This window comes from Pseudomonas sp. LS2P72 (assembly GCF_054897865.1).
The window spans coordinates 3,965,710-3,989,032 of record NZ_CM142708.1 but is presented as its reverse complement, the minus strand read 5'-3'; the positions used below and the strand labels follow the sequence as shown (position 1 = coordinate 3,989,032).

Annotated in this window: 21 protein-coding genes; 14 read left to right on the top strand and 7 right to left on the bottom strand. The window is 59.6% G+C overall.

Translation table 11 applies throughout. The features are described 5' to 3' along the window. Nucleotides 1-276: 276 nt before the first annotated feature. The 3 genes from ltrA to gloB form a co-directional block, all read right to left on the bottom strand. Entirely contained in the window at nucleotides 277-1,698 is a 1,422-nt protein-coding gene (gene ltrA, locus ACYZUA_RS18105; RefSeq protein WP_461959972.1) for a group II intron reverse transcriptase/maturase, read from the bottom strand. Nucleotides 1,699-2,157: 459 nt separating this feature from the next. Beyond that, nucleotides 2,158-3,612: a transglycosylase SLT domain-containing protein gene (locus ACYZUA_RS18100; protein WP_461959971.1), complete on the bottom strand. Its 1,455-nt coding sequence runs from the start codon at nucleotides 3,610-3,612 to the stop codon at nucleotides 2,158-2,160. Between the two features lie 99 nt (nucleotides 3,613-3,711). Continuing rightward, nucleotides 3,712-4,479 (bottom strand): hydroxyacylglutathione hydrolase, encoded by a 768-nt coding sequence (gloB, locus tag ACYZUA_RS18095; protein WP_461959970.1) that lies wholly within the window; start codon nucleotides 4,477-4,479, stop codon nucleotides 3,712-3,714. 65 nt (nucleotides 4,480-4,544) lie between these two features. Between gloB and ACYZUA_RS18090 the strand changes: the two genes are divergently transcribed. From ACYZUA_RS18090 to ACYZUA_RS18070, 5 genes are all read left to right on the top strand, one after another. Next, the gene (locus ACYZUA_RS18090) at nucleotides 4,545-5,303 is read left to right on the top strand and encodes a class I SAM-dependent methyltransferase (RefSeq protein WP_461959969.1); all 759 of its coding nucleotides are present in this window, start codon (nucleotides 4,545-4,547) and stop codon (nucleotides 5,301-5,303) included. A gap of 92 nt (nucleotides 5,304-5,395) precedes the next feature. After that, a complete protein-coding gene (gene rnhA, locus ACYZUA_RS18085) occupies nucleotides 5,396-5,848 on the top strand; it encodes a ribonuclease HI (RefSeq protein ID WP_008152099.1) in 453 nt (150 codons plus the stop codon). A gap of 185 nt (nucleotides 5,849-6,033) precedes the next feature. Further along, nucleotides 6,034-6,792: a DNA polymerase III subunit epsilon gene (gene dnaQ / locus ACYZUA_RS18080; protein ID WP_461959968.1), complete on the top strand. Its 759-nt coding sequence runs from the start codon at nucleotides 6,034-6,036 to the stop codon at nucleotides 6,790-6,792. Nucleotides 6,793-6,918: 126 nt separating this feature from the next. Next, the gene (locus ACYZUA_RS18075) at nucleotides 6,919-9,174 is read left to right on the top strand and encodes an Orn/Lys/Arg family decarboxylase (RefSeq protein ID WP_461959967.1); all 2,256 of its coding nucleotides are present in this window, start codon (nucleotides 6,919-6,921) and stop codon (nucleotides 9,172-9,174) included. Between the two features lie 14 nt (nucleotides 9,175-9,188). Continuing rightward, a complete protein-coding gene (locus tag ACYZUA_RS18070; protein ID WP_461959966.1) occupies nucleotides 9,189-9,803 on the top strand; it encodes a GNAT family N-acetyltransferase in 615 nt (204 codons plus the stop codon). On the opposite strand, the gene ACYZUA_RS18065 is transcribed toward ACYZUA_RS18070, so the two are convergent. After that, a complete protein-coding gene (locus ACYZUA_RS18065; protein ID WP_461959965.1) occupies nucleotides 9,769-10,662 on the bottom strand; it encodes a LysR family transcriptional regulator in 894 nt (297 codons plus the stop codon). The two genes, ACYZUA_RS18070 and ACYZUA_RS18065, sit on opposite strands and share 35 nt — an antisense overlap. Before the next feature lie 88 nt (nucleotides 10,663-10,750). Further along, a complete protein-coding gene (locus tag ACYZUA_RS18060; RefSeq protein WP_046048837.1) occupies nucleotides 10,751-11,011 on the bottom strand; it encodes a hypothetical protein in 261 nt (86 codons plus the stop codon). 176 nt (nucleotides 11,012-11,187) lie between these two features. On the opposite strand from ACYZUA_RS18060, the gene ACYZUA_RS18055 reads away from it, so the two are divergent. Beyond that, the gene (locus ACYZUA_RS18055) at nucleotides 11,188-11,748 is read left to right on the top strand and encodes an NADPH-dependent FMN reductase (RefSeq protein WP_461959964.1); all 561 of its coding nucleotides are present in this window, start codon (nucleotides 11,188-11,190) and stop codon (nucleotides 11,746-11,748) included. 13 nt (nucleotides 11,749-11,761) lie between these two features. On the opposite strand, the gene ACYZUA_RS18050 is transcribed toward ACYZUA_RS18055, so the two are convergent. Next, the gene (locus ACYZUA_RS18050; RefSeq protein WP_461959963.1) at nucleotides 11,762-12,421 is read right to left on the bottom strand and encodes a TetR/AcrR family transcriptional regulator; all 660 of its coding nucleotides are present in this window, start codon (nucleotides 12,419-12,421) and stop codon (nucleotides 11,762-11,764) included. Between the two features lie 55 nt (nucleotides 12,422-12,476). Here ACYZUA_RS18050 and ACYZUA_RS18045 point away from each other — a divergent pair, with 55 nt between their 5' ends. Together ACYZUA_RS18045 and ACYZUA_RS18040 are read left to right on the top strand one after the other, a co-directional pair. Next, the gene (locus ACYZUA_RS18045; protein WP_461959962.1) at nucleotides 12,477-13,580 is read left to right on the top strand and encodes a DUF2855 family protein; all 1,104 of its coding nucleotides are present in this window, start codon (nucleotides 12,477-12,479) and stop codon (nucleotides 13,578-13,580) included. 236 nt (nucleotides 13,581-13,816) lie between these two features. Beyond that, the gene (locus ACYZUA_RS18040) at nucleotides 13,817-15,100 is read left to right on the top strand and encodes an arsenic transporter (protein WP_461959961.1); all 1,284 of its coding nucleotides are present in this window, start codon (nucleotides 13,817-13,819) and stop codon (nucleotides 15,098-15,100) included. A gap of 140 nt (nucleotides 15,101-15,240) precedes the next feature. Here the strand turns inward: ACYZUA_RS18040 and ACYZUA_RS18035 are convergent, their stop codons facing one another. Then, nucleotides 15,241-16,191, bottom strand: coding sequence for a DUF1853 family protein (locus ACYZUA_RS18035; RefSeq protein ID WP_461959960.1), 951 nt, complete (start codon nucleotides 16,189-16,191; stop codon nucleotides 15,241-15,243). Between the two features lie 107 nt (nucleotides 16,192-16,298). Between ACYZUA_RS18035 and ACYZUA_RS18030 the strand changes: the two genes are divergently transcribed. Genes ACYZUA_RS18030 through pepN form a run of 6 tightly spaced genes read left to right on the top strand, consistent with a single transcriptional unit; the run spans nucleotide 16,299 to nucleotide 22,815 of the window. Continuing rightward, entirely contained in the window at nucleotides 16,299-17,189 is an 891-nt protein-coding gene (locus ACYZUA_RS18030) for an NAD(+) kinase (protein ID WP_007906781.1), read from the top strand. Continuing rightward, nucleotides 17,189-18,160 carry a metallophosphoesterase gene (locus ACYZUA_RS18025; protein WP_461959959.1) on the top strand — a complete coding sequence of 324 codons (972 nt, stop codon included), beginning with the start codon at nucleotides 17,189-17,191 and terminating at the stop codon, nucleotides 18,158-18,160. The genes ACYZUA_RS18030 and ACYZUA_RS18025 overlap by 1 nt, the downstream gene beginning before the upstream one ends. Then, nucleotides 18,157-19,026, top strand: coding sequence for a rhomboid family intramembrane serine protease (locus ACYZUA_RS18020; protein ID WP_283184335.1), 870 nt, complete (start codon nucleotides 18,157-18,159; stop codon nucleotides 19,024-19,026). The genes ACYZUA_RS18025 and ACYZUA_RS18020 overlap by 4 nt, the downstream gene beginning before the upstream one ends. A gap of 33 nt (nucleotides 19,027-19,059) precedes the next feature. Further along, nucleotides 19,060-19,320, top strand: a complete 261-nt coding sequence (locus ACYZUA_RS18015) for a YeaC family protein (RefSeq protein ID WP_008152127.1) — start codon at nucleotides 19,060-19,062, stop codon at nucleotides 19,318-19,320. Then, nucleotides 19,317-20,147 (top strand): DUF2797 domain-containing protein, encoded by an 831-nt coding sequence (locus tag ACYZUA_RS18010; RefSeq protein ID WP_461959958.1) that lies wholly within the window; start codon nucleotides 19,317-19,319, stop codon nucleotides 20,145-20,147. Before ACYZUA_RS18015 ends, ACYZUA_RS18010 begins: the two co-directional genes overlap by 4 nt. A gap of 10 nt (nucleotides 20,148-20,157) precedes the next feature. Then, nucleotides 20,158-22,815: an aminopeptidase N gene (pepN, locus tag ACYZUA_RS18005; protein ID WP_461959957.1), complete on the top strand. Its 2,658-nt coding sequence runs from the start codon at nucleotides 20,158-20,160 to the stop codon at nucleotides 22,813-22,815. Nucleotides 22,816-23,323 lie beyond the last annotated feature (508 nt).

Below are 23,323 nucleotides of genomic sequence, written 5' to 3'. Positions count from 1 at the left end.
TGCGTCAATGGTCTCCCTGTAGCAACTGGCGAAGTGTGGCGAGGGGATTTATCCCCGTTGGGCTGCGAAGCGGCCCCATCAGTTCATCGGCAACACGCATTTACAGAATTGACGACTGCTTCGCAGCCGAACGGGGCGGTGCGACGTTTCGCTAAATCCCCTCGCCACACTTCGCCAGCTACAAGGATTTGGGTAAATCCTTGGGATCGAGTAGGAGGCGGCTTCACAGCCGCCGTCCTCTCACACCACCGTACGTACGGTTCCGTATACGGCGGTTCAGGTTATGCGGCTAAGCCGGTTTATCGTATCCAGTATCGAGACCAACCCGAGTCGATCCCACAGCTTCTTCGGTAGCGCCTGATTCATATGCGACGCTCCCGAGTTCCACCATGGGCCTCGGCCATTGGTCGCCGATTTCCACGCCCGCGCCTCGTCGAGTCCCAAACGTATCAAGTTGCGCGCCCTCGTAGAGGGCCGCTTCCATTGACGCCAGATGACACAACGAAGTTTGTGACGCACCCATCCGTCCAGTTCCTCAAGTGGCCGCTTGCTCTGAGTCAGCTTGAAGTAGCCAGCCCAACCACGCAGTACGGGCGTTACTTGCTCGACGATATACCTCATTGAGCGAGCCCGTATCCGACGCAAGATTTCCCTGAGTCGATCGCGTAGGCGGTGCAGGCTTATGCTCGCTACCCTCAGCTTTGGCTGTTTATGCCAGCTCATCCCATAGCCCAAGTAGTCGCAGACCCAAGGCCGTGCTACGCAGCTCTTTTCCCGATTCAGCGTCAGTTTCAGACGCTGATTCAGGTAGCGCTCAACCCCAGCCAACACTCGCTCACCCGCACGACGACTGCGCACATAAATGTTGGCGTCGTCGGCATAACGCACGAAGCGATGGCCTCGCCGTTCCAGTTCGCGATCGAGTTCGTTGAGCAGGATGTTCGACAGCAACGGCGAGAGCGGGCCGCCTTGCGGCGTCCCTTCCTGCCGTCGGCTGACGAGTCCGCCCGACATCGTTCCCGCTTCGAGGTAACGACGGATCAGCGCGAGCACCCGCTTATCTTCGATTTGACGCGTCACGTAAGCCATCAGGACATCGTGGTTGACCCGATCAAAGAACTTCTCGAGATCAAGTTCCACGCACCAGCGGTGACCCGCTGCCACATGGTCCCGAGCGGTTTCGAGGGCTTGGTGGGCGCTTCTGCCCGGACGAAAACCGTAGCTGTAGTCCGAGAACAGCGGGTCGAAGATCGGCGTGAGCTGTTGCAGCAGAGCCTGCTGGATCAGGCGATCCACGACGCTGGGGATACCCAGCTGTCTTGTGCCGCCTTTGGGTTTGGGGATGTCGACGGCGCATACACCTTGCGGGTGGTACTCACCGGCCAGCAACCGATCCTTGAGGGTCGGCCAATACTGTTTTACGTAGCCCGCCAAGTCATCGACCGTCATGCCATCGGCACCCGGTGCGCCCTTGTTGCTGACCACGCGGTGATACGCACGCTTGAGGTTCGCCGGTGCAAGCACCCGCGCCATCAGCGTGTCCGGCTCCGCGTTCGTCCACGCCACAGACGCCGTCGATACCTCTGCCCTGTCAGCCGTCATCCTCGGATACTGTCCGGGACTCGGGGTAACAGTCTTCTCTGGGAGAAATTTCTGCATTTCGATACTCGACGAGACTCTGACGCCTACTGGCGGCATAACCTGTTCGGCCCTTGGTGACGTGGTTATTCGTCACTTACTACGGCCTCGGCTGACTTCTGCACGTTCATCCCGTCGCCTCTCGACGCTCGGTAGCACAGTGGCAAACGTGCAGATCTCCCAGGGTAATTCGCGCGACCTTCCTGCTTATGCCTGTCGGATTTACGTCACAGCGTTCCGTGCAAGTATTGGGCTTTGACGATTTGGGCCGTCTTACCCCGCTGCGCCGCCTCTATCCGCTTCCTGTTCGTCAGGCCAGCATTTTGCCTCGGGCTTCCTTCAGATTCGCAGTCACCCGCGACACCCTTGCCTCTGGCTAACACTTCCCCTTGCCGGGTGTGTAGAGGACTCTCACCTCCAAGTCACCAGCGTGGCCACCACAGCCAAACTGGTTGCGCTTACGCGCAACGCGCCATGCCTGGCGCACCCAAAAAAAAGCCCCTGAAATCAGGGGCTCATTTAGCGTGGGGAAGCCACCGTCAGCATCTGGCCAGGCTTAAGCGCCTGGCCAACACGTGGGTTCCAGCGCTTGAGGTGTTGCATTTCAACGTTGAAACGCTTGGCCACCATGTACAGCGAATCACCTTGCTTGACCTTGTATTGGGTCTGCGGCTTCTGTTTGTCAGCTTTGCTGTTTGTTTTGCTGTTCGCCGCCACGACGGTGTTGACCCGACCGCTGCTGCGCTTGGTGGTGTCCTGCATGACCAGTGTCTGGCCAACCTTGAGGTTTTTGCCGGTCAGCTTGTTCCAGCGTTGCAGGTCCTTGATATCGACCTTGTTGGCCTTGGCGATGGTGCCGAGGTTGTCGCCGCGTTTAACGCGGTAGGCGCGTTTGAGACTGGCGAGTTCGGCGTCGTCCGAGCCTTCGAATACCGGCTTGAGCGGCTTCTTGCTGATCAACTCTTCAGGACGCATGGTCGACAGGCTGGCAGTCAGCAATTGCGCCTTGGACGTTGGGACCAGCAAATGCTGGGGGCCATCGATGGTGGTGCGCTGCTTGAAGGCCGGGTTGAGCTGGAACAGTTCGTCTTCGTCGATATTAGCCACCGCGGCGACCTTGGACAGGTCCATGCGCTGGTTGATTTCGACGACCTGGAAGTAGGGTTCGTTGGCGATCGGGTTCAGGTTCACGCCGTAGGCTTCAGGTGCCAGCACCACTTGCGACAGGGCCAGCAGTTTCGGCACGTAGGCCTGGGTTTCGGCCGGCAGCGGCAGGTTCCAGTAGTCGGTCGGCAAGCCGAGCTTTTCGTTACGCTCGATGGCCCGGCTGACCGTGCCTTCGCCGGCGTTATAGGCCGCCAGCGCCAGCAGCCAGTCGCCGTTGAACATGTCGTGCAGGCGGGTCAGGTAATCCATGGCCGCGGTGGTCGAGGCGGTGATATCGCGACGGCCATCATAGAAGCGGGTTTGACGCAGGTTGAAGTAACGCCCGGTGGAAGGGATGAATTGCCACAAGCCAACCGCGTTGGCCCGGGAATAAGCCATCGGGTTGTAGGCGCTTTCAATCACCGGCAACAGCGCCAGTTCCAGCGGCATGTTGCGTTCTTCAAGGCGTTCGACGATGTAGTGAATGTAAAGGCTGCCGCGTTCGCCGGCGTTTTCGAGGAAGGACGGGTTGCTGGCGAACCACAGGCGCTGTTGCTCGATGCGCGGGTTGACACCTACGTTGTCCTGCAACTGGAAGCCTTGGCGCATGCGCTCCCAGACATCTTGTGGAATTTGTGGAGTCGGTTTTTCGCTGAGCCAGATAGGTTTCTGCTTGGCCCGGGCGGCGATATTCGGAGTGTGTGTCGCTTCGGTCTGCGGCACATGGCTTGAGCAGCCCGCCAAAGTGGCGGACACAGCCACCGCAATGGCTTGAGCCAAGCGGGTCAATGCGTCTGAATTGATGGCTTTACGAATAGATGACGACATTGGCTGGAAGTAAGTTCCGGGCAAAAATGTCGGGCGATTCTAGAAAGCGTACCCCCTGCGGTCAACCATTCAGAATTTTTGTACCAAGGTGATGGCTACTTAGAACTTATCTTTCCAAGCACGTAGAGCCGCAAAAACCGCACTCGGAGCCCGGTTTTGGGTTCCATTCCGTTCGTCCACTTTTTCTTTAACGGATGTTTCGTCGACACGTAAAAAAGGGTTGGTAAGCTTTTCAAGTGCCAGAGTAGAGGGCAGCGTCATGATTCCGGCTTCACGTTGTGCGGTGACTTTTTCCAGACGTGCGGCGGTGTCCGGATTGCCCGGTTCGACCGCTGCGGCAAACTTCAGATTGCTCAGGGTGTACTCGTGAGTGCAGTAGACCAGCGTATCTTCAGGCAGCGCGGCCAGGCGCGTCAGCGAGGTATGCATTTGCTCCGGCGTGCCTTCGAACAAGCGCCCGCAACCGGCGGCAAACAGGGTGTCACCGCAGAACAGCAAACCATGATGGTAATAGGCGATATGTCCCAGGGTGTGGCCGGGGACTGCAAAAACATCGAAGTTCAAGCCCAGCACGCTGACGCGGTCGTTGTCCTTGAGCGCCACGTCCCGCAGCGGTATGGTTTCGCTGGCCGGACCGTAGACTGTCGCGTCTGTCTCTTTTTTAAGCTGCTCGACGCCGCCGACGTGGTCATGATGATGGTGAGTGATCAAAATATCACTCAACACCCAACCCGGATGCGCTGCGAGCCAGGCCTTCACTGGCGCGGCATCGCCCGGATCGACCACGGCGCAGCGCTGGGTGCTGTGGTCTTGTAACAACCAGATGTAGTTGTCGGTGAAGGCGGGCAGGGCACTGATCTGTATCATCGTCGGATTCGCCAAGCGGAAAACATTGGCGCATCTTAGAACTTCCTGGCGCGTTGGAGAATGCAATGACCGATAAAGCGTTCGCTCAGGCTGATCCTGAATGGCTGACATTGATCAGCGCGGCCCGTGAATGGCTGTCCGGCCCCATCGGGCAATTTCTGCTGGACGAAGAACGTCGCATGCTCGAAGACGAGTTGGGACGGTTCTTCGGTGGCTACCTGGTACATTACGGCCCGTCGGCCCAAACGCCGCCGTCGGCGCCGCAAGTCCAGCGCAATGTGCGGCTCGGCGCGCCGTTGCCGGGTGTCGAGATCGTCTGCGAAGAGCAGGCGTGGCCTTTGAGCGAGCATGCCGCCGATGTGGTGGTGTTGCAGCATGGGCTGGATTTCTGCCTGTCGCCCCACGGTTTGCTGCGTGAAGCGGCGAGCAGCGTACGGCCCGGCGGGCATCTGCTGATCGTCGGGATCAACCCCTGGAGCACCTGGGGTTTGCGTCACGTTTTCGCTCACGACGCCTTGCGCAAGGCTCGCTGCATCTCCCCGTCGCGGGTCGGCGACTGGCTGAACCTGCTGGGTTTCGCGCTGGAGAAACGCCGCTTCGGATGCTATCGTCCGCCGCTTGCGTCACCCACCTGGCAGGCTCGTCTGGCCGGTTGGGAACGCAAGGCCGGTGACTGGCAACTGTCAGGTGGCGGCTTCTATTTATTGGTCGCGCGCAAGATCGTGGTGGGCCTGCGGCCCGTCCGTCAGGAGCGGCGCGAACCGATGGGCAAGCTGATTCCATTGCCGATGGCCAAGGTCAATCGTCGCCGCATCGATCCGTAATACACTTTTTATTTTCCCGGCCGGGTTTGCCCCGGCCTCGGGCATCGTCGATCACCGATCGGCGAGCCACCGCATTTTCTGGATAGATTGGCATGAGCGATAGCGTAGAACTCTTCACTGACGGCGCCTGCAAAGGCAACCCTGGCCCGGGCGGCTGGGGCGCTTTGCTGGTGTGCAAGGGCATTGAAAAAGAACTGTGGGGCGGCGAAGCCAACACCACCAACAACCGCATGGAGCTGATGGGCGCGATCCGTGGCCTTGAAGAACTCAAACGCTCCTGCGACGTGCTGCTGGTCACCGACTCGCAGTACGTGATGAAAGGCATCAACGAGTGGATGGACAACTGGAAGAAGCGCGGCTGGAAAACCGCCGCGAAAGAACCGGTGAAAAACGCTGATCTGTGGAAGCTGCTGGATGAGCAGGTCAATCGCCACAACGTCACCTGGAAATGGGTGCGCGGGCACATCGGTCACCATGGCAACGAACGGGCTGACCAATTGGCCAACCGTGGCGTGGATGAAGTGCGCGGTTACAAACAGGCTTGATTCAGTTTTTGCCAATACATCGCGTCGCGGCCAATCGCGAGCAGGCTCGCTCCCACATTGGAATGCGTTCCCCTGTGGGAGCGAGCCTGCTCGCGATGGGTGCAACACGGTGTACCTGAAAGACCCCGGCGGGCGTGTTAACATCGCCGCTTTTGCACGAATGACCCGTTGAGAGCTGAGCACTGATGGCCACCAGATCCGTTGTACTCGATACCGAAACCACCGGCATGCCGGTGACCGACGGCCACCGGATTATCGAAATCGGTTGTGTCGAGTTGATCGGTCGGCGCCTGACGGGCCGGCATTTCCACGTTTACCTGCAACCGGACCGCGAGAGTGATGAAGGCGCCATTGGCGTCCACGGCATCACCAACGAATTTTTGGTCGGCAAGCCGCGCTTCACTGAAGTCGCCGATGAGTTCTTTGAATTCATCAAGGGTGCGCAGCTGATCATCCATAACGCGGCGTTCGACGTTGGCTTCATTAACAACGAATTCGCCCTGATGGGTCAGCACGATCGTGCGGACATCACGCAGCACTGCTCGATTCTCGACACCCTGATGATGGCCCGGGAGCGTCACCCGGGGCAGCGCAACAGTCTCGACGCCTTGTGCAAACGCTATGGCGTCGACAACTCCGGTCGCGAACTGCACGGCGCCTTGCTCGACTCCGAGATCCTCGCCGACGTTTACCTGACCATGACGGGCGGCCAGACCAGTCTGTCGCTGGCCGGTAATGCCTCCGACGGCAACGGTTCGGGTGAAGGTGCGGACAATTCCGCCACCGAGATCCGTCGTCTGCCAGCCGACCGTCAGCCGACGCGGATTATCCGTGCCAGCGAAGATGACCTGGCGCAACACGTGGCGCGCCTGGAAGCCATCGCCAGATCCGCCGGCGCTGCGTCGCTCTGGCAGCAACTGGCCGAGGCCAAGGCTCAAGCCTGATTTTTCGCCACACAATGGTGCGCCCGATGACCTTCTTCGGGGCGCCGCACTCGCTACATGCGCTCGAACCCTCTACCCTGAGGTGATTGGCGGACCACGGTCTGCCGCCTCAGGACACTGAGCCTCATGTATAAAGATTTGAAATTTCCGGTCCTGATCGTCCATCGCGACATCAAGGCCGACACCGTCGCCGGTGATCGCGTGCGCGGCATCGCCCGGGAGCTGGAGCAGGAAGGCTTCAGCATTGTCTCGGCGGTGGATTACACCGAAGGGCGTCTGGTCGCCTCGACCCACCACGGTCTTTCCTGCATGTTGATTGCGGCCGAAGACGCCAGCACTCACTCTCATCTATTGCACAACATGGCCGAGCTGATTGGCCTGGCGCGGGTGCGTGCGCCTGACTTGCCTATCTTCGCGCTGGGTGAGCAGGTGACCCTGGAGAACGCTCCGGCCGACGCCATGGCCGAACTCAACCAGCTGCGCGGGATTCTTTACCTGTTCGAAGACACCGTGCCTTTTCTGGCCAGGCAGGTCGCCCGAGCGGCACGCAAGTATCTGGATGGTCTGCTGCCGCCGTTTTTCAAAGCGCTGGTGCAGCACACGGCCGACTCCAATTATTCCTGGCACACACCCGGCCATGGCGGCGGCGTGGCGTACCACAAGAGCCCGGTGGGCCAAGCGTTTCACCAGTTCTTCGGGGAAAATACCCTGCGTTCCGATTTGTCGGTGTCGGTGCCGGAACTCGGTTCTTTGCTCGATCACACCGGTCCGCTGGCAGAAGCCGAGGCCCGTGCTGCCCGCAATTTCGGCGCCGATCACACCTTCTTTGTGATCAATGGCACCTCGACCGCCAACAAAATCGTATGGCATTCGATGGTCGCTCGCGATGACTTGGTGTTGGTGGATCGCAACTGCCACAAGTCGATATTGCACTCGATCATCATGACCGGCGCCATTCCGCTGTACCTGTGCCCGGAGCGCAATGAGCTGGGGATCATCGGCCCGATTCCATTGAGCGAATTCAGTCGTGAATCGATTCAGGCCAAGATCGACGCCAGCCCGCTGACCAAGGGCCGGGCGCCCAAGGTCAAGTTGGCGGTGGTGACCAATTCGACGTACGACGGCCTCTGCTACAACGCTGAGCTGATCAAGCAGCAACTGGGCAACAGCGTCGAGGTCTTGCATTTCGATGAGGCCTGGTACGCCTACGCGGCGTTTCACGAGTTCTTCGCCGGACGTTACGGCATGGGCACTTCCCGTAGTGAAGACGGCCCGCTGGTGTTCACCACCCATTCCACCCACAAACTGCTGGCGGCGTTCAGCCAGGCGTCGATGATTCACGTCCAGGACGGTGGCGCGCGGCAACTGGATCGGGATCGCTTCAATGAAGCGTTCATGATGCACATCTCTACCTCGCCGCAGTACAGCATCATTGCTTCGCTGGATGTGGCGTCGGCCATGATGGAAGGTCCGGCCGGGCGTTCGCTGTTGCAGGAAATGTTTGACGAAGCGCTGAGCTTTCGCCGGGCGCTGGCCAATTTGCGCCAGCACATCGCCGCTGACGATTGGTGGTTTTCCATCTGGCAGCCGCCGTCGGTGGAGGGCATCAACCGTGTGGTCACCGATGACTGGCTGCTGCAACCCGACGCCGACTGGCACGGCTTTGGCGGCGTGACCGACGACTACGTGCTGCTTGATCCGATCAAGGTCACGTTGGTGATGCCGGGGCTGACGGCTGGTGGCGCCCTCAGCGAGCGCGGGATTCCGGCGGCGGTGGTCAGCAAATTCCTTTGGGAGCGGGGGTTGGTCGTTGAAAAGACCGGGCTGTATTCGTTCCTGGTGTTGTTCTCCATGGGCATCACCAAGGGTAAATGGAGCACGCTGCTGACCGAGTTGCTGGAGTTCAAGCGCAGCTACGATGCCAATGTCAGCCTCGCGACGTGCCTGCCGTGCGTGGCACAAGAGAATGTCGCGCGCTATCAGGGCATGGGTTTGCGCGATCTGTGCGATCAACTGCACGCCTGCTATCGCAGCAATGCCACGGCCAAACACCTCAAGCGCATGTACACGGTGCTACCGGAAATCGCCATGAAGCCGTCTGACGCCTATGATCAGTTGGTGCGTGGCGAAGTTGAAGCGGTGTCGATCGATGCCCTGGATGGGCGGATCGCCGCGGTGATGCTGGTGCCGTATCCACCGGGGATTCCGTTGATCATGCCCGGCGAGCGTTTTACCGAGTCGACGCGCTCGATCATCGACTACCTGGTATTTGCGCGCACGTTCGATAGCAGCTTCCCGGGGTTTGTCGCTGATGTGCACGGATTGCAACACGAAGACGAGGGCAATGGACGGCATTACACCGTTGATTGCATCAAGGAATGAGGACCTTTCCCAGTATGCAACCGATCATGAATCCGAAATACCCAGGGCTGTCGGTGCGCATTGCCGACGATGGTTTTGCAGCCTACATCTGGGGCAGTGATTTCAGTTTTGAAGTCGCGACCTACGGTGCCGCCGAAATCGGTAAACCGGTGGAGCAGTGGCCGGTGACGCCGATCACGCCCTATCGCAAGTGCTACGGCATTGATCCCGAAGAGTTCAGCAGTTTCCGCGATGCCGCTGACAGCGCGATTTTCATGGCTTATCTCGATGATGAGCCGGTGGGTCACCTGGTGGTCAGCACCAACTGGAATGGCTTTGCCCATATCGACGAGTTGGCGGTGCATGCGCCAGCGCGCCGTCATGGCGTGGCCAAGGCGTTGCTGGATGTGGCGCAGTTCTGGAGCCGCAAAAAGAAACTGCCGGGGATCATGCTCGAAACCCAGAACAACAACCTGGGGGCCTGCCGGCTCTATGAGCGCCGCGGTTACGTCTTGGGCGGAATCGATCATCTGCGTTATCGCGGGATCGATCGGAACACCGCCGAAGTGGCGCTGTTCTGGTATCGATTGTTCGATAATCCGCTGGAAACCCCGGTTAGTTCGCCAACATCGCCACGGCTTGTTCCGTGATGATGCCCAGCAATGCCTGAATCGCCGGTGATGGCTCGCCGTTCTTGAGGGTCAAGGCATATAGGCTGATCGGCACGGCCGGCGCCAGCGGGCAGGCATCCAGCCCGGCCGATTTAGCCCCGAGGGCGGTGAAAGGGTCGACGATGGCCAGGCCTTCACCAGCCTCGACCATGCTGCGCATCATCTGGTGAGTCTGAACCCGGGTTTGAATGACCGGGGCAGGGCGCAGGGCATGCAGCTTGTTTTCCAGCGCCGGGCTCAGCGGATCATGGCCTTCCAGGCCCACCATCGATTGGCCGGCCAGGTCCTGCAGCGAGATGTACTTTTGTTTGGGTTGCAACCAGCCGTGGGGCGCGAGCAGCTGAAGTTTCCCCTGGGCGATCACCTGGCAATGAATGTCGGCGTGATCGGGGTCATGCAGGCTTAGGCCCAGATCGCTTTCGCGCAGCAGCAGGTTTTTGACGATCTCGCGAGTAGGTTGACTCAGAAGGGTGCAAGGGGCGTCAGGCAGGCGTCGGCGCAGGGCGGCAATGCTCTGTGGCAGTAGTTGCTGGGAAAGGGGCGGCGTGCAGACGATCCGCAAGGGCGGAGCCTGATATTGCTTGAGGCTGTTGGCCAGGCGCTGGACCGGCTCGAGCGCTTCATAGACGTGGGCGATCTGGACCTGCAATTCCCGCGCCTCGCGCGTGGCCTGCAAACGTCCACGCACGCTGGAAAACAGCATGAAACCCAACTGATCCTCGGCGTCGCGCAGAATCCCTTCGACTTCGGCCACAGGCAACTGCAGCCATTCGGCGGCGGTGCCCAGGTGACCGGTCTGCAGGAGCGCCTGGATCACTTCGATATGACGTAAACGCATGCGTGAAGTCCATGTTCAGCAGGTGAGGGAGTCAGTGGCTGAATCCTAACTCAAGTGCGCGCATATGACTTCTGCTCATAACGCGGGGTTATGAAGCGACGTTGGTTTCCGGCCGGCTGCCGACATAGGTGTCGGGCTCGCGCACGATAGTGACGTCCGATTGCACCAGCAAAAACTGGTTGTCATCAAGCTTCTTTACGCGATCGCCAATGGCCAGCTTGTAAGTGGTGACAGGCACCGAGCCAGTGAGGCCGTCTGCCGACGGGGTGGATTCCTGGAACTCATGCACGGAATAAACGCGGCCTTCCGCGTCTCTTGCATGGAACTGACCGACGAGTACTGCTGCCATCTGCTTAGAACCTCTGGGGATAAATCACTCAATTTGCGGCTCTGTAGACCGTGGTTGGGCGAGGTAAGTTTTCCTACAGGAAAAAAATAGTCAGGGGCGGCGTTTTTCAGTCGCCCACTGCTTGAATCGTCATCTATAACTACAAGCTCTTTCCATCGGACAGTCGAGAATCTTCCATGAGCAACGTCTATACGATCGCTGTACTGGTCGGCAGCTTGAGAAAGGAATCGATCAATCGCAAGGTGGCGCTGGCCCTGGCCGACCTGGCGCCTGCCAATCTCAAACTGGTTATCGTCGAAATCGGCGATCTGCCGCTCTACAACGAGGACATCGATGGTGCTACACCGCCGGCAGCCTACAGCACTTTCCGGCAACAAGTGAGCTCATCCGACGCCGTGCTGTTCGTCACCCCCGAATACAACCGTTCGGTGCCTGCGCCAATGAAGAACGCGATTGATGTGGGTTCGCGTCCGTATGGCAAGAGTGCCTGGAGCGGCAAGCCCGGAGCGGTGATCAGTGCTTCGCCGGGCGCTATCGGCGGTTTTGGTGCCAACCATCACCTGCGCCAGTCCATGGTGTTTCTGGATGTGCCGTGCATGCAGCAACCGGAAGCCTATCTGAGCGGCGCCGGTTCAGCGTTCGACGAGGCGGGTAACCTGTCCGAGTCGCTAAAACCGTTTTTGCAAAAATTCATCAATGCTTATGGGCAGTGGGTCGAACAACACAAGAAGGAGTGACAAATCCCCTGGGTTACGGGGAGCTGGCCAGTCGGCTACAGATCATTGCTTCCATTTCCGACAGCCACGCGGCGGTTTGCTCCGCCGCCGGTTGCGCAGTGATGCAATAACGACGGCCACCCCAGGCCATGATTACCCAGGCATCAATGGTTGGTGCCGACGGTTGAGTGGGCAAGTCCTCGCAGGAGGCGAAGGCTTCACGCCATTTCTGCGACAGCTCCTGGAATAGCCGTCGGTGATGTTTGGGTTCGGCGATCCGGTGTTCGATCGCCAACACATCATCGTTGAACAGTGGTTGAAACGTATCGTCAGGGTCGCAGGTCAGGCGTATCAAACGTTTGACCCGGACGGGCCAGTTCAGCTCTTTCGCGTGCACGACGTGCTCATCGAGGCGCAGTAACAAGGCGTCCAGGCAGTGCCGAATGTAGCCTGACAACAAGGCTTCCTTGCTCGGGAAGTAATCGTACAACGTGCCAATGGCGACGCCTGCTTCCAGGGCCACCGCGCGCGTAGTCAAACCCGACCAGCCGTCGCGTTGCCAAATCCGAACAAATGCTTCGTAAATCGCCTCTACGGTGAAAATCGCCCGGGCCTGGCTCGGCCGTTTCAGCGGCTTTGCGCGGGGATTGAGGGTGGGCGCGATGCCCTTGTTGTTTCCGAACCCGCTCTTCATCGGCTGCCACTACTCTGGTGCTACCCGCCATTCACTCGCAGCAGGAGTCTGAAAGATGCAAAGTCCGAGCACGGTAACACGGCTGATCACCCGCAAAAACGCCCTTGACCAAAGCCGAATCGAGCAGGAGCAACGTAGCCTGATTCCGGCGGCCGGCGAGGTGATTTTCAAGATCGACCGGTGCGCGTTGACCACCAACAACATTACTTACGCGGCCTATGGCAATTCGATGAACTACTGGGAGTTCTTTCCTACAGGGTTGGCGGAATGGGGACACGTCCCGACGTGGGGCTTTGCTGATGTCATTGCGTCTGATGTGGCAGGTCTCAAAGTCGGGGAGCGCTTCTACGGGTATTTTCCGATTGCCAGCCATCTGTGGATGCGCCCGGAACGGGTCACCGAGCGTGGTTTCTATGACGCCGCCGAGCATCGGCAGGCACTGACGTCGGCCTACAATCAATACACCCGTTGCAGCTGGGATTCGTACTACAGCCCTGAAACCGAAAACCTGCAAATTTTACTCAAGCCGTTATTCCTGACGTCGTCGATGCTCGCGGACTTCCTCCAGGACAACCAGTTTTTCGGCGCAACCCGGCTGGTGTTCTCCAGCGCTTCGAGTAAAACCGCCTATGGCACGGCGGTCTGCCTGGAAAATCACCCTGACCTGGAACGTGTGGCCCTGACCTCGACCGGCAACAAGGCGTTTGTCGAGCAACTCGGTTGTTACGAGCGAACGGTGGCCTACGCAGAACTGGCGAGCCTGGCCAATGACCGTCCTACGTTGTATGTGGATTTTTCCGGCGACCTGGATTTACGTGATCAAGTCCACCAGCATTTTGCCGGGCAGTTGGTTTACAGCTGCTTCGCCGGTTCTGCGCAAAGCACCGATGAGGCTCGATTGACGGCTATTGAGGGACCGCAGCCGGTGTTCTTTTTTGCGCCGATCCAGATCCGCAAGCGCAATACCGAGTGGGGGCCGGAAGGGGTCAGTCAGCATATTGGTGAGGGTTTGCAGCGTTTCTACCGGCAGTTGACCGCGGCTGATAAACCATTGCTGGAAGTGGTCGAGGACAAAGGCTATGAAGCCGCGCAGAGCGTGATTGCCCGGCTGTTCCACGGCCAGATCGCACCGATCGAGGGGCATGTGATTCGGCTGTAGCACATTGATCTGTGGTAGCAGCTGCCTTGTGGCGAGGGGATTTATCCCCGTTCGGCGGCGAAGCCGTCGTAATCCATTGGACGCGGTGTGGCTGAAAAAACAGGGCCGCTTCGCAGCCCAACGGGGATAAATCCCCTCGCCACAGTGCGTTTAGGGGAAGGCCGCAAGTTTGGGCTTTACTCCGCTCGTGTGTTGCGGCTGAATCGCGGTTTGTTTTTCCGACAAGGCTGTACTGCATGTTGACCGCATCGTTGATTTTCCTGCTGACCATCACTTTGGTGATCTGGCAGCCAAAAGGCCTTGGCGTTGGCTGGAGTGCGGTATTCGGCGCGGTGCTTGCGCTGATTTTCGGGGTCGTACACCTGAGCGATATCCCGCTGGTGTGGCAGATTATCTGGAACGCCACCGGGACGTTTGTCGCACTGATTGTCATCAGTCTGCTGCTGGACGAGGCGGGGTTCTTCGCCTGGGCGGCATTGCATGTGGCCCGTTGGGGGCGGGGCAGCGGGCGCAAGCTGTTTGCTTATATGGTGCTGCTCGGTGCGTTGGTGTCGGCGTTGTTCGCCAACGACGGGGCAGCGCTGATTCTCACGCCCATCGTGATTTCCATGCTGCTGGCGTTGCGCTTTTCTCCGGCGGCGACCCTGGCGTTCGTCATGGGCGCCGGTTTCATCGCTGACACGGCGAGTCTGCCGTTGGTGGTGTCGAACCTGGTGAACATCGTTTCCGCAGACTTCTTCAACATCAGTTTCAACCGTTACGCGGCGGTAATGATCCCGGTCAACCTGGTGAGTGTCGCGGCGACCCTGGCGATGCTGATGTGGTTTTTCCGTCGTGCCATTCCCAAGGATTACGATCCCGAGCAACTGGCGCATCCTGCTTCGGCGATCCACGACAACGCCACGTTTTATGCCGGTTGGGCCGTGTTGGTGATTCTGCTGCTCGGCTGTTTCGCGCTGGAACCGCTGGGGATTCCGATCAGTGCCATTTCTGCGGTGTGCGCGGCGTTGCTGCTGGCCATCGCCGCCCGTGGTCACAAGATTTCCACGCGCAAAGTCATCAAGGAAGCGCCGTGGCATATCGTTATTTTCTCGCTGGGCATGTACCTGGTGGTGTATGGCCTGCGCAACGCCGGGCTCACGGGGTATCTGGCCGGATGGCTGGATGGTTTTGCCGCTTACGGTGTGTGGGGCGCGGCCATGGGCACGGGCGTGTTGACGGCGCTGCTGTCGTCGATGATGAACAATCTGCCGACGGTGCTGATCGGTTTGCTGTCGATCGATGCCAGCCAGGCGACCGGGGTGGTGAAGGAGGCGATGATCTACGCCAACGTCATCGGCAGCGACCTGGGGCCGAAGATTACGCCGATCGGCAGCCTGGCGACGTTGCTGTGGTTGCATGTGCTGGAACGCAAGAGCATTCGGATCGGCTGGGGGTACTACTTCAAGGTCGGGATTGTGCTGACGGTGCCGGTGTTGTTGGTGACGTTGGCGGCGCTGGCTGTGCGGTTGACGATTTAAATCGAGTTGGCCTCATCGCGGGCAAGCCTTGCTCCTACAGGAGTCGATCACGAATTTTGCGAACGACACCAATCCTGTAGGAGCAAGCGGTGCGGCGATCCGACTTGCCCGCGATGAGGCCCGCCCAGACGCTACAAAACTCAGCCACTGCCAGGAACGTTAGGCCAAAGATCCGCCACCAGAAACAGCCGCTCGGCTTCTTCCCAATCGCCCTGGGCGTTTTCTGTGAGTCGCACCAGCAACTGCGCCGGGGCCAGTGGCTCCAGATCGCTGAGCCAGGCATTCAGCTGTTCAGTGCTCCAGGTCTGCTCCACCGGATAGTGCGCCGGCGCCAGCCAGGCATGGCGGGGCAGGGGTTGCCAGCGACCGAACGGGCGTTGCACGAAAAATTCTGCCCAGTCCTTCTGATGCAGCCAGCTACCGCGTAAATGCTGGGGATGTGCACCGCTCGGTGGCTCGGCCGGCCCCGGCCACGGATACAGCAAATAGCCGCCCATCCACAAATGTGCACTGAACTGCTGGATATCCAGCGCCGCCAATACTTCGCGGCTCTCCGGTCGCGCCGAAATCGGCAATTGATGCTGCGTCAGATGGGCCAGTTTGCGGTCCAGCCGATCGTGGCAACCGGGACCGAGCCACTGCGCCGTGTCGTGTCCGTCGCCATTTTGCGGGCCAAGGTAAAGTTTGATCGCCAGTTCCAGATGATGCACGCCGTCACGATCGCGCAGCAGCATGTCCAACTCGCCCAGCGTGTGGCCTTCACGACGGATCGGCATGTTGGCGGCAATCAGGTCGATACCCGGCGCGTGCCGCACGGCGTATTGCCAGAGGCGTTCGTAGTACAAGCCCAATCGCCGGGTCCGGGCCTGCGCCAGCCAGTGCAACAAGTCATAACTGTCCTGATCGAGTTGCCGCAGCCACCGTTCCAGCTGCTCCGGCACCTGTACCCAGTCACTGCCGGTCAGCGGGTGACGCTGCGGCCACGTCGTGACGCCAAGCATCGGCGGCGCGAGGATGACCCAGGCCAGGTCGCGCACTTCGGGGTGGCGCAACTGGTGGGGTAACTGCAGCAAATCGGGAAATAGGATCATCTTGCGAGCATAGCCTCAATCGTGAGTACACCGTTGTGGCTGAAAGGATTTTGTCTATCCCGCGCTTTCGCCCATAATCGTGTTTTTCGCCGCCGCGCAGGAACCTCATGGAGCAATTTCGTAATATCGGCATCATCGGTCGCCTGGGCAGTTCTCAGGTGCTGGATACCGTCCGCCGACTGAAACGGTTTCTGCTCGATCGTCACCTGCACGTGATCCTCGAAGACACCATCGCCGAAGTGCTGCCGGGTCATGGCTTGCAAACCTCGTCGCGCAAGATGCTCGGCGAAGTCTGTGACATGGTGATTGTGGTCGGTGGTGACGGCAGCCTGCTCGGTGCCGCCCGCGCACTGGCCCGACACAATATTCCGGTGCTCGGCATCAACCGTGGCAGCCTGGGCTTCCTGACCGATATTCGCCCCGATGAGCTGGAAGTCAAAGTCGCCGAAGTGCTCGACGGCCACTATCTGGTGGAAAACCGCTTCCTGCTGCAAGCCGAAGTCCGCCGCCACGCCGAGGCCATCGGTCAGGGCGACGCGCTGAACGATGTGGTGCTGCATCCCGGCAAATCGACGCGGATGATCGAGTTCGAGTTGTACATCGACGGCCAGTTCGTCTGCAGCCAGAAGGCCGACGGCCTGATCGTCGCCACACCGACCGGTTCGACCGCTTACGCGCTGTCGGCGGGTGGACCGATCATGCATCCCAAGCTCGACGCTATTGTGATTGTGCCGATGTACCCCCATACCTTGTCGGGCAGGCCGATTGTGGTCGATGGCAACAGTGAGCTGAAAATCGTCGTGTCCAAAGATATGCAGATTTACCCGCAAGTCTCCTGTGACGGGCAGAATCATTTCACCTGCGCGCCGGGTGACACCATCACCATCAGCAAGAAGGCCCAGAAGCTGCGGCTGATTCACCCGCTTGACCACAACTACTATGAAGTCTGCCGGACCAAACTCGGCTGGGGCAGCAAGTTGGGTGGTGGAGGCGACTGATGCTCGATCCCGCGCGTAGCTACGACCTGATCGGTGACGTGCACGGTTGCGCTCTGACCCTTGAGCACTTGCTCGACCGGCTCGGTTATCAAAAACACGCTGGCGTCTGGCGGCATCCGTCGCGTATGGCGGTGTTCGTCGGCGATATCATCGACCGCGGCCCGCGGATTCGCGAGGCGCTGCACATCGTTCACGACATGGTCGAAGCCGGCCAGGCGCTGTGCATCATGGGTAATCATGAATTCAACGCCCTCGGCTGGAGCACGCCGGCGCCTCCGGGCAGCGGCAAGCAGTTCGTGCGTGAACACACCCCGCGCCATGCCCGTTTGCTGAACGAAACCCTGACCCAATTCGAAGACCATCCGGCTGACTGGCATGACTTCCTGCAATGGTTCTATGAGATGCCATTGTTCGTCGATGCCGGGCGTTTCCGGGTGGTGCATGCCTGCTGGGACGCGGGGCTGATCGAACCATTACGCGCGCTATTCCCCAACGGTTGCGTCGATGAACATTTCCTCCAGGCCTCGGCCGTGCCGGGCAGTTTCGCCTGCACCGTGTTCGACCGCCTGTTGCGCGGCACAGACATGCGCTTGCCGCATGGGCTGACCATGACCAGCGGCGATGGCCTGACGCGTTCGTTCTTCCGCACCAAGTTCTGGGAAGACGACCCGCAAACCTACGGAGACATTGTGTTCCAGCCCGACGCCTTGCCCGAACCCGTGGCCCGGACGCCGCTGTCGTCCACTGAAAAAAACACCCTGCTGCGCTATGGCGTCAATGAGCCATTGTTGTTCGTGGGCCACTACTGGCGCAGCGGCAAACCGGTGCCGATCCGGCCGAATCTGGCCTGTCTGGATTACAGCGCGGTGCTTTACGGCAAGTTGGTCGCCTATCGTCTGGACCAGGAAACCCGCCTCGACCCGCACAAATTTGTCTGGGTCGATGTCGAGCGGCCGGAGGTGCTGCGATGAGTGCCGTTGCTGTTTTACGGCTGCCGCTGGCGGTGGACTTGAGCGGGTTCGTCAAACTGCTGCAACGCATGCAGGTGCCGCATCGGGTCAGTGAAGAGGCGGGCGAGCAAGTGCTGTGGGTGCCGGCCAACATCAGCGAAGACGTGCGCACGTTGTACGAACGCTTCCCGGCCGGTGATCCCGATCAACAGCTGGACATTCCGGTGGCGCAAACCATAAAGCGCCCAAGTTTCGTCGAGCAACTGCGCCACGCCAAGGCGACAGCGTTCGTGTTGCTGCTGAGCCTGCTTGTCGGCGCGGTGACGCTGCTGGGCGAAAACCTCGACACGATGCGCTGGCTGACCTTCCTCGATTTTCGCGTTGTCGGCGAGTACATCCACTTCGTGCCATTGGCCGACAGCCTGGCGGCGGGGCAGTGGTGGCGTCTGGTGACGCCGATGCTGATCCACTTCGGCATCCTGCACCTGGCCATGAACGGCATGTGGTACTGGGAGCTGGGGCGGCGCATCGAGTCGCGCCAGGGCAGTATCAACCTCATCGGCCTGACGTTGCTGTTCGGGCTGGTCTCGAACTACGCCCAGTTTGTTTTCAGTGGTCCGACGCTGTTTGGCGGCTTGTCCGGCGTGCTGTACGGCTTGCTCGGGCATTGCTGGATCTTTCAGCTGTTGTCGCCAAACCCGGCTTATCGCCTGCCGCGCGGCGTGCTGGTGATGATGCTGGTGTGGCTGCTGCTGTGCCTGTCCGGGCTGGTCTCGATGATCGGCTTCGGTGAAATTGCCAATGCGGCCCACGTCGGCGGGTTGCTCATCGGATGCTTGACCGGTTTGTTGGGTGGTTTGTACAACCGCCGTAAACTGGCCGTCTAACTAGTTATGTCAATAAAGAGCGCGGAGCCCTTGATGTCCTCTTTTAACGAAATGATCAACAACATCACCCCCGATATCTACCAGAGCCTGAAACTGGCGGTGGAAATCGGTAAATGGTCCGACGGTGGCAAACTCACCGCCGAACAACGCGAACTGTCGCTGCAAGCGATGATCGCCTGGGAAATCCAGAACCTGCCCGAAGACCAGCGCACCGGTTATATGGGCGTGCAGGAGTGCGGCTCCAAGTCGATCGAAGTGCCGAATATCCTGTTCAAATCGGATGCCGTCCATTGATCGAGATTGGCCGCGGTGCAATCAGCAAAATGTCGGCGCGCCTTGACGGGCCGAACGTGCAGTACGCGTTTCGTCTGGACGACGTCGAGGTGCCGGTCAATCCATTGATCGGGACCACGGTGCGCCTGGAATACCTTGGGGCGATTCATTGCTCCCATTGCGGACGCAAGACCAAAACCAGTTTCAGCCAGGGTTATTGCTACCCGTGCATGACCAAACTGGCCCAGTGCGACATCTGCATCATGAGCCCGGAGCGTTGCCACTACGACGCCGGCACCTGCCGTGAGCCGGAGTGGGGCGAGAAGTTCTGCATGACGGATCACATTGTGTATCTGTCCAATTCTTCTGGGGTGAAGGTCGGGATTACCCGCGCCACCCAGCTGCCGACCCGCTGGATCGATCAGGGCGCCCGTCAGGCGCTGCCGATCATGCGGGTTTCGACCCGTCAGCAGTCGGGCTTCGTCGAAGACCTGTTCCGCAGTCAGGTGGCGGACAAGACCAATTGGCGTGCTTTACTCAAGGGCGACGCGGTGTCGGTCGACCTGGCGCAGGTTCGTGATCAGCTGTTCGACAGCTGCGCCGAAGGATTGCAAAGTTTGCAGGAACGATTCGGCCTACAGGCGATCCAGACTATTGCCGATGTAGAAACGCTCGAAATCCGCTATCCGATCGAGCAATACCCGGCCAAAATCGTCAGCTTCAACCTGGACAAGAACCCGATCGCCGAAGGCACGCTGCTAGGGATCAAAGGCCAATACCTGATCTTCGACACTGGCGTGATCAATATTCGTAAATACACGGCCTACCAGCTCGCCGTGCATCAGTAAGGACTCCAGCATGCGCACCGAACAACCGAAGATGATCTACCTGAAGGACTATCAGGCGCCCGAGTACCTGATCGACGAGACGCACCTGACCTTCGAGTTGTTCGAGGACCACAGCCTGGTCCATGCGCAACTGGTGATGCGCCGCAATCCTGAGCGTGGCCCGGGCCTGCCGCCGCTGGTGCTGGATGGCCAGCAGCTTGAATTGCTGTCGGTGTCCCTGGCTGATTGCGAGTTGGCCGAAGCGGACTACCAACTGACCGAAAATCACCTGACCCTGCACCCGGCCAGCACCACCTTCACGGTCGACACCAGCGTCAAGATCCACCCGGAAACCAACACCGCGCTGGAAGGCCTGTACAAATCCGGCACGATGTTCTGCACCCAGTGCGAGGCCGAAGGCTTCCGCAAGATCACCTATTACCTCGACCGTCCGGACGTGATGAGTACGTTCACCACCACGGTGGTTGCCGAGCAGCACAGCTATCCGGTGTTGCTGTCCAACGGCAACCCGATTGCCTCAGGTCCCGGCGAAGACGGCCGGCACTGGGCGACCTGGGAAGATCCGTTCAAGAAACCTGCCTACCTGTTCGCGCTGGTGGCCGGTGATTTGTGGTGCGTCGAAGACACCTTCACCACCATGACCGAGCGCTCCGTGGCGCTGCGCATTTATGTCGAGCCGGAAAACATCGACAAGTGCCAGCACGCCATGAACAGCCTGAAGAAATCCATGCGCTGGGACGAAGAGGTGTACGGTCGCGAGTACGACCTGGACATCTTCATGATTGTCGCGGTCAACGATTTCAACATGGGCGCCATGGAGAACAAGGGTCTCAACATCTTTAACTCCAGCGCCGTGCTGGCCCGCGCTGAAACCGCGACCGACGCCGCGCACCAGCGGGTCGAGGCGATTGTTGCCCACGAATACTTCCACAACTGGTCGGGCAACCGTGTGACCTGCCGCGACTGGTTTCAGTTGTCGCTGAAGGAAGGCTTCACCGTGTTCCGCGATTCGGGCTTCTCCGCCGACATGAACTCGGCCACGGTCAAGCGCATCCAGGACGTGGCCTACCTGCGCACCCACCAGTTCGCCGAAGATGCCGGCCCCATGGCTCACGCCGTGCGCCCGGACAGCTTCATCGAGATTTCCAACTTCTACACCCTGACCGTGTACGAAAAGGGTTCGGAAGTAGTCGGCATGATCCATACCTTGCTCGGCGCCGAAGGCTTCCGCAAAGGCAGCGACCTGTACTTCGATCGTCATGACGGCCAGGCCGTGACGTGCGACGACTTCATTAAAGCCATGGAAGATGCCAACGGTGTCGACCTGACCCAGTTCAAACGCTGGTACAGCCAGGCTGGCACACCGCGCCTGGCGGTCAGCGAGTCCTACGACGCTGCGGCGAAAACCTACAGCCTGACGTTCCGTCAAAGCTGCCCGGAAACCCCGGACAAAGTTGAGAAGTTGCCGTTCGTGATCCCGGTCGAGTTGGGCCTGCTGGACGCCAAAGGTGCGGCCATTGCGTTGCGTCTTTCCGGTGAAGCCGGCGCTCAGGGCACCTCACGGGTCATTTCGGTGACCGAAGCCGAGCAGACATTCACCTTCATCGACATCGCTGAACAGCCATTGCCTTCGTTACTGCGTGGCTTCTCGGCGCCGGTGAAACTGAGCTTCCCGTACAACCGCGATCAGCTGATGTTCCTGATGCAGCACGACAGCGACGGTTTCAACCGCTGGGATGCCGGTCAGCAATTGTCAGTTCAGGTGTTGCAAGAGTTGATCGAACAGCAACAGAAGGGTGAAGCGCTGGTGCTGGACCAGCGTTTGGTTGCAGCGCTGCGTACCGTGCTGTCCGACGAGACGCTGGATCAGGCGATGGTCGCCGAAATGCTTTCGCTGCCGGGCGAGGCGTATCTGACCGAGATCAGTGAAGTGGCTGACGTAGACGCCATTCACATCGCCCGCGAGTTCGCTCGTAAACAACTGGCTGAAGGTTTGTTCGAGGCGTTGTGGCTGCGTTATCAGGCCAACCGCGATCTGTCGAAAAAGACGCCGTATGTGGCCGAAGCCGAGCATTTTGCCCGCCGCGCGTTGCAGAACATTGCGCTGTCGTACCTGATGCTCAGCGGTAAACCGGAAGTCCTGGCGGCCACGCTTGAGCAGTTCGAGACCAGCGACAACATGACCGAGCGCCTGACGGCATTGGCGGTATTGGTCAATTCGCCGTTCGAAGAGCAGAAAGCCACGGCGCTGGCGACCTTCGCCGAACACTTCAAGGATAATCCGCTGGTCATGGATCAGTGGTTCAGCGTTCAGGCCGGCAGCACATTGCCGGGAGGTCTGGAGCGGGTCAAAGCCTTGATGCAACACCCGGCGTTCACGATCAAGAACCCGAACAAGGTGCGGGCGCTGGTGGGGGCGTTTGCCGGGCAGAACCTGATCAATTTCCATGCGGCTGACGGGTCCGGGTATCGGTTCCTGGCGGATCTGGTGATTGAGTTGAACGGGTTTAATCCGCAGATCGCTTCTCGGCAGTTGGCGCCGCTGACTCGCTGGCGCAAATATGACGATGCGCGTCAGGCGTTGATGAAAGGTGAGCTGGAGCGGATTCGCGCTTCGGGTCAGCTGTCGAGCGACGTGTTTGAAGTGGTCAGCAAAAGCCTGGCTTGACTCTGGGTTCGCTCCTGCAGTGGTTCACGCGAACCCTGTAGGAGCTGAGCTTGCTCGCGAAGGCGGCCTGACAGCCGACCATTTTCTTTGAGGTGTACATATCCATTCCTGCGGGAACGGGGGTTTCGCCCTTACGGCAACTCACTTTTTTTTCAAACGCCAAAAAAAAGTAAGCAAAAAAAGGCTCGCCCCGAGCGTCCGGCCCCTCGCTAAGGCTCGGCGTTCCTTCGCTCCGGCGTCCATCTGGGGGCATCGCCTCCGGTCGGCTTCGCTTCGACCTCCTCTCGATGTGTTCGACTTCGTCGAACGGCGCTACGCGCCTGCCCCCCAGATGAACGCCTCCACTCAGCCTCCCGAAGGGGCGGGCAGATCAAAATCAAAAGCTGCAGGCGAGCTAACGCTCGGCCTGTTGAGTGGTGAGAAACGGGCGTAAACCCATCTCCTGTAGGAGCTGTCGAGTGAACGAGGCTGCGATCTTTTGATCTGGCTGTGGCTGTGGCTGTGGCTG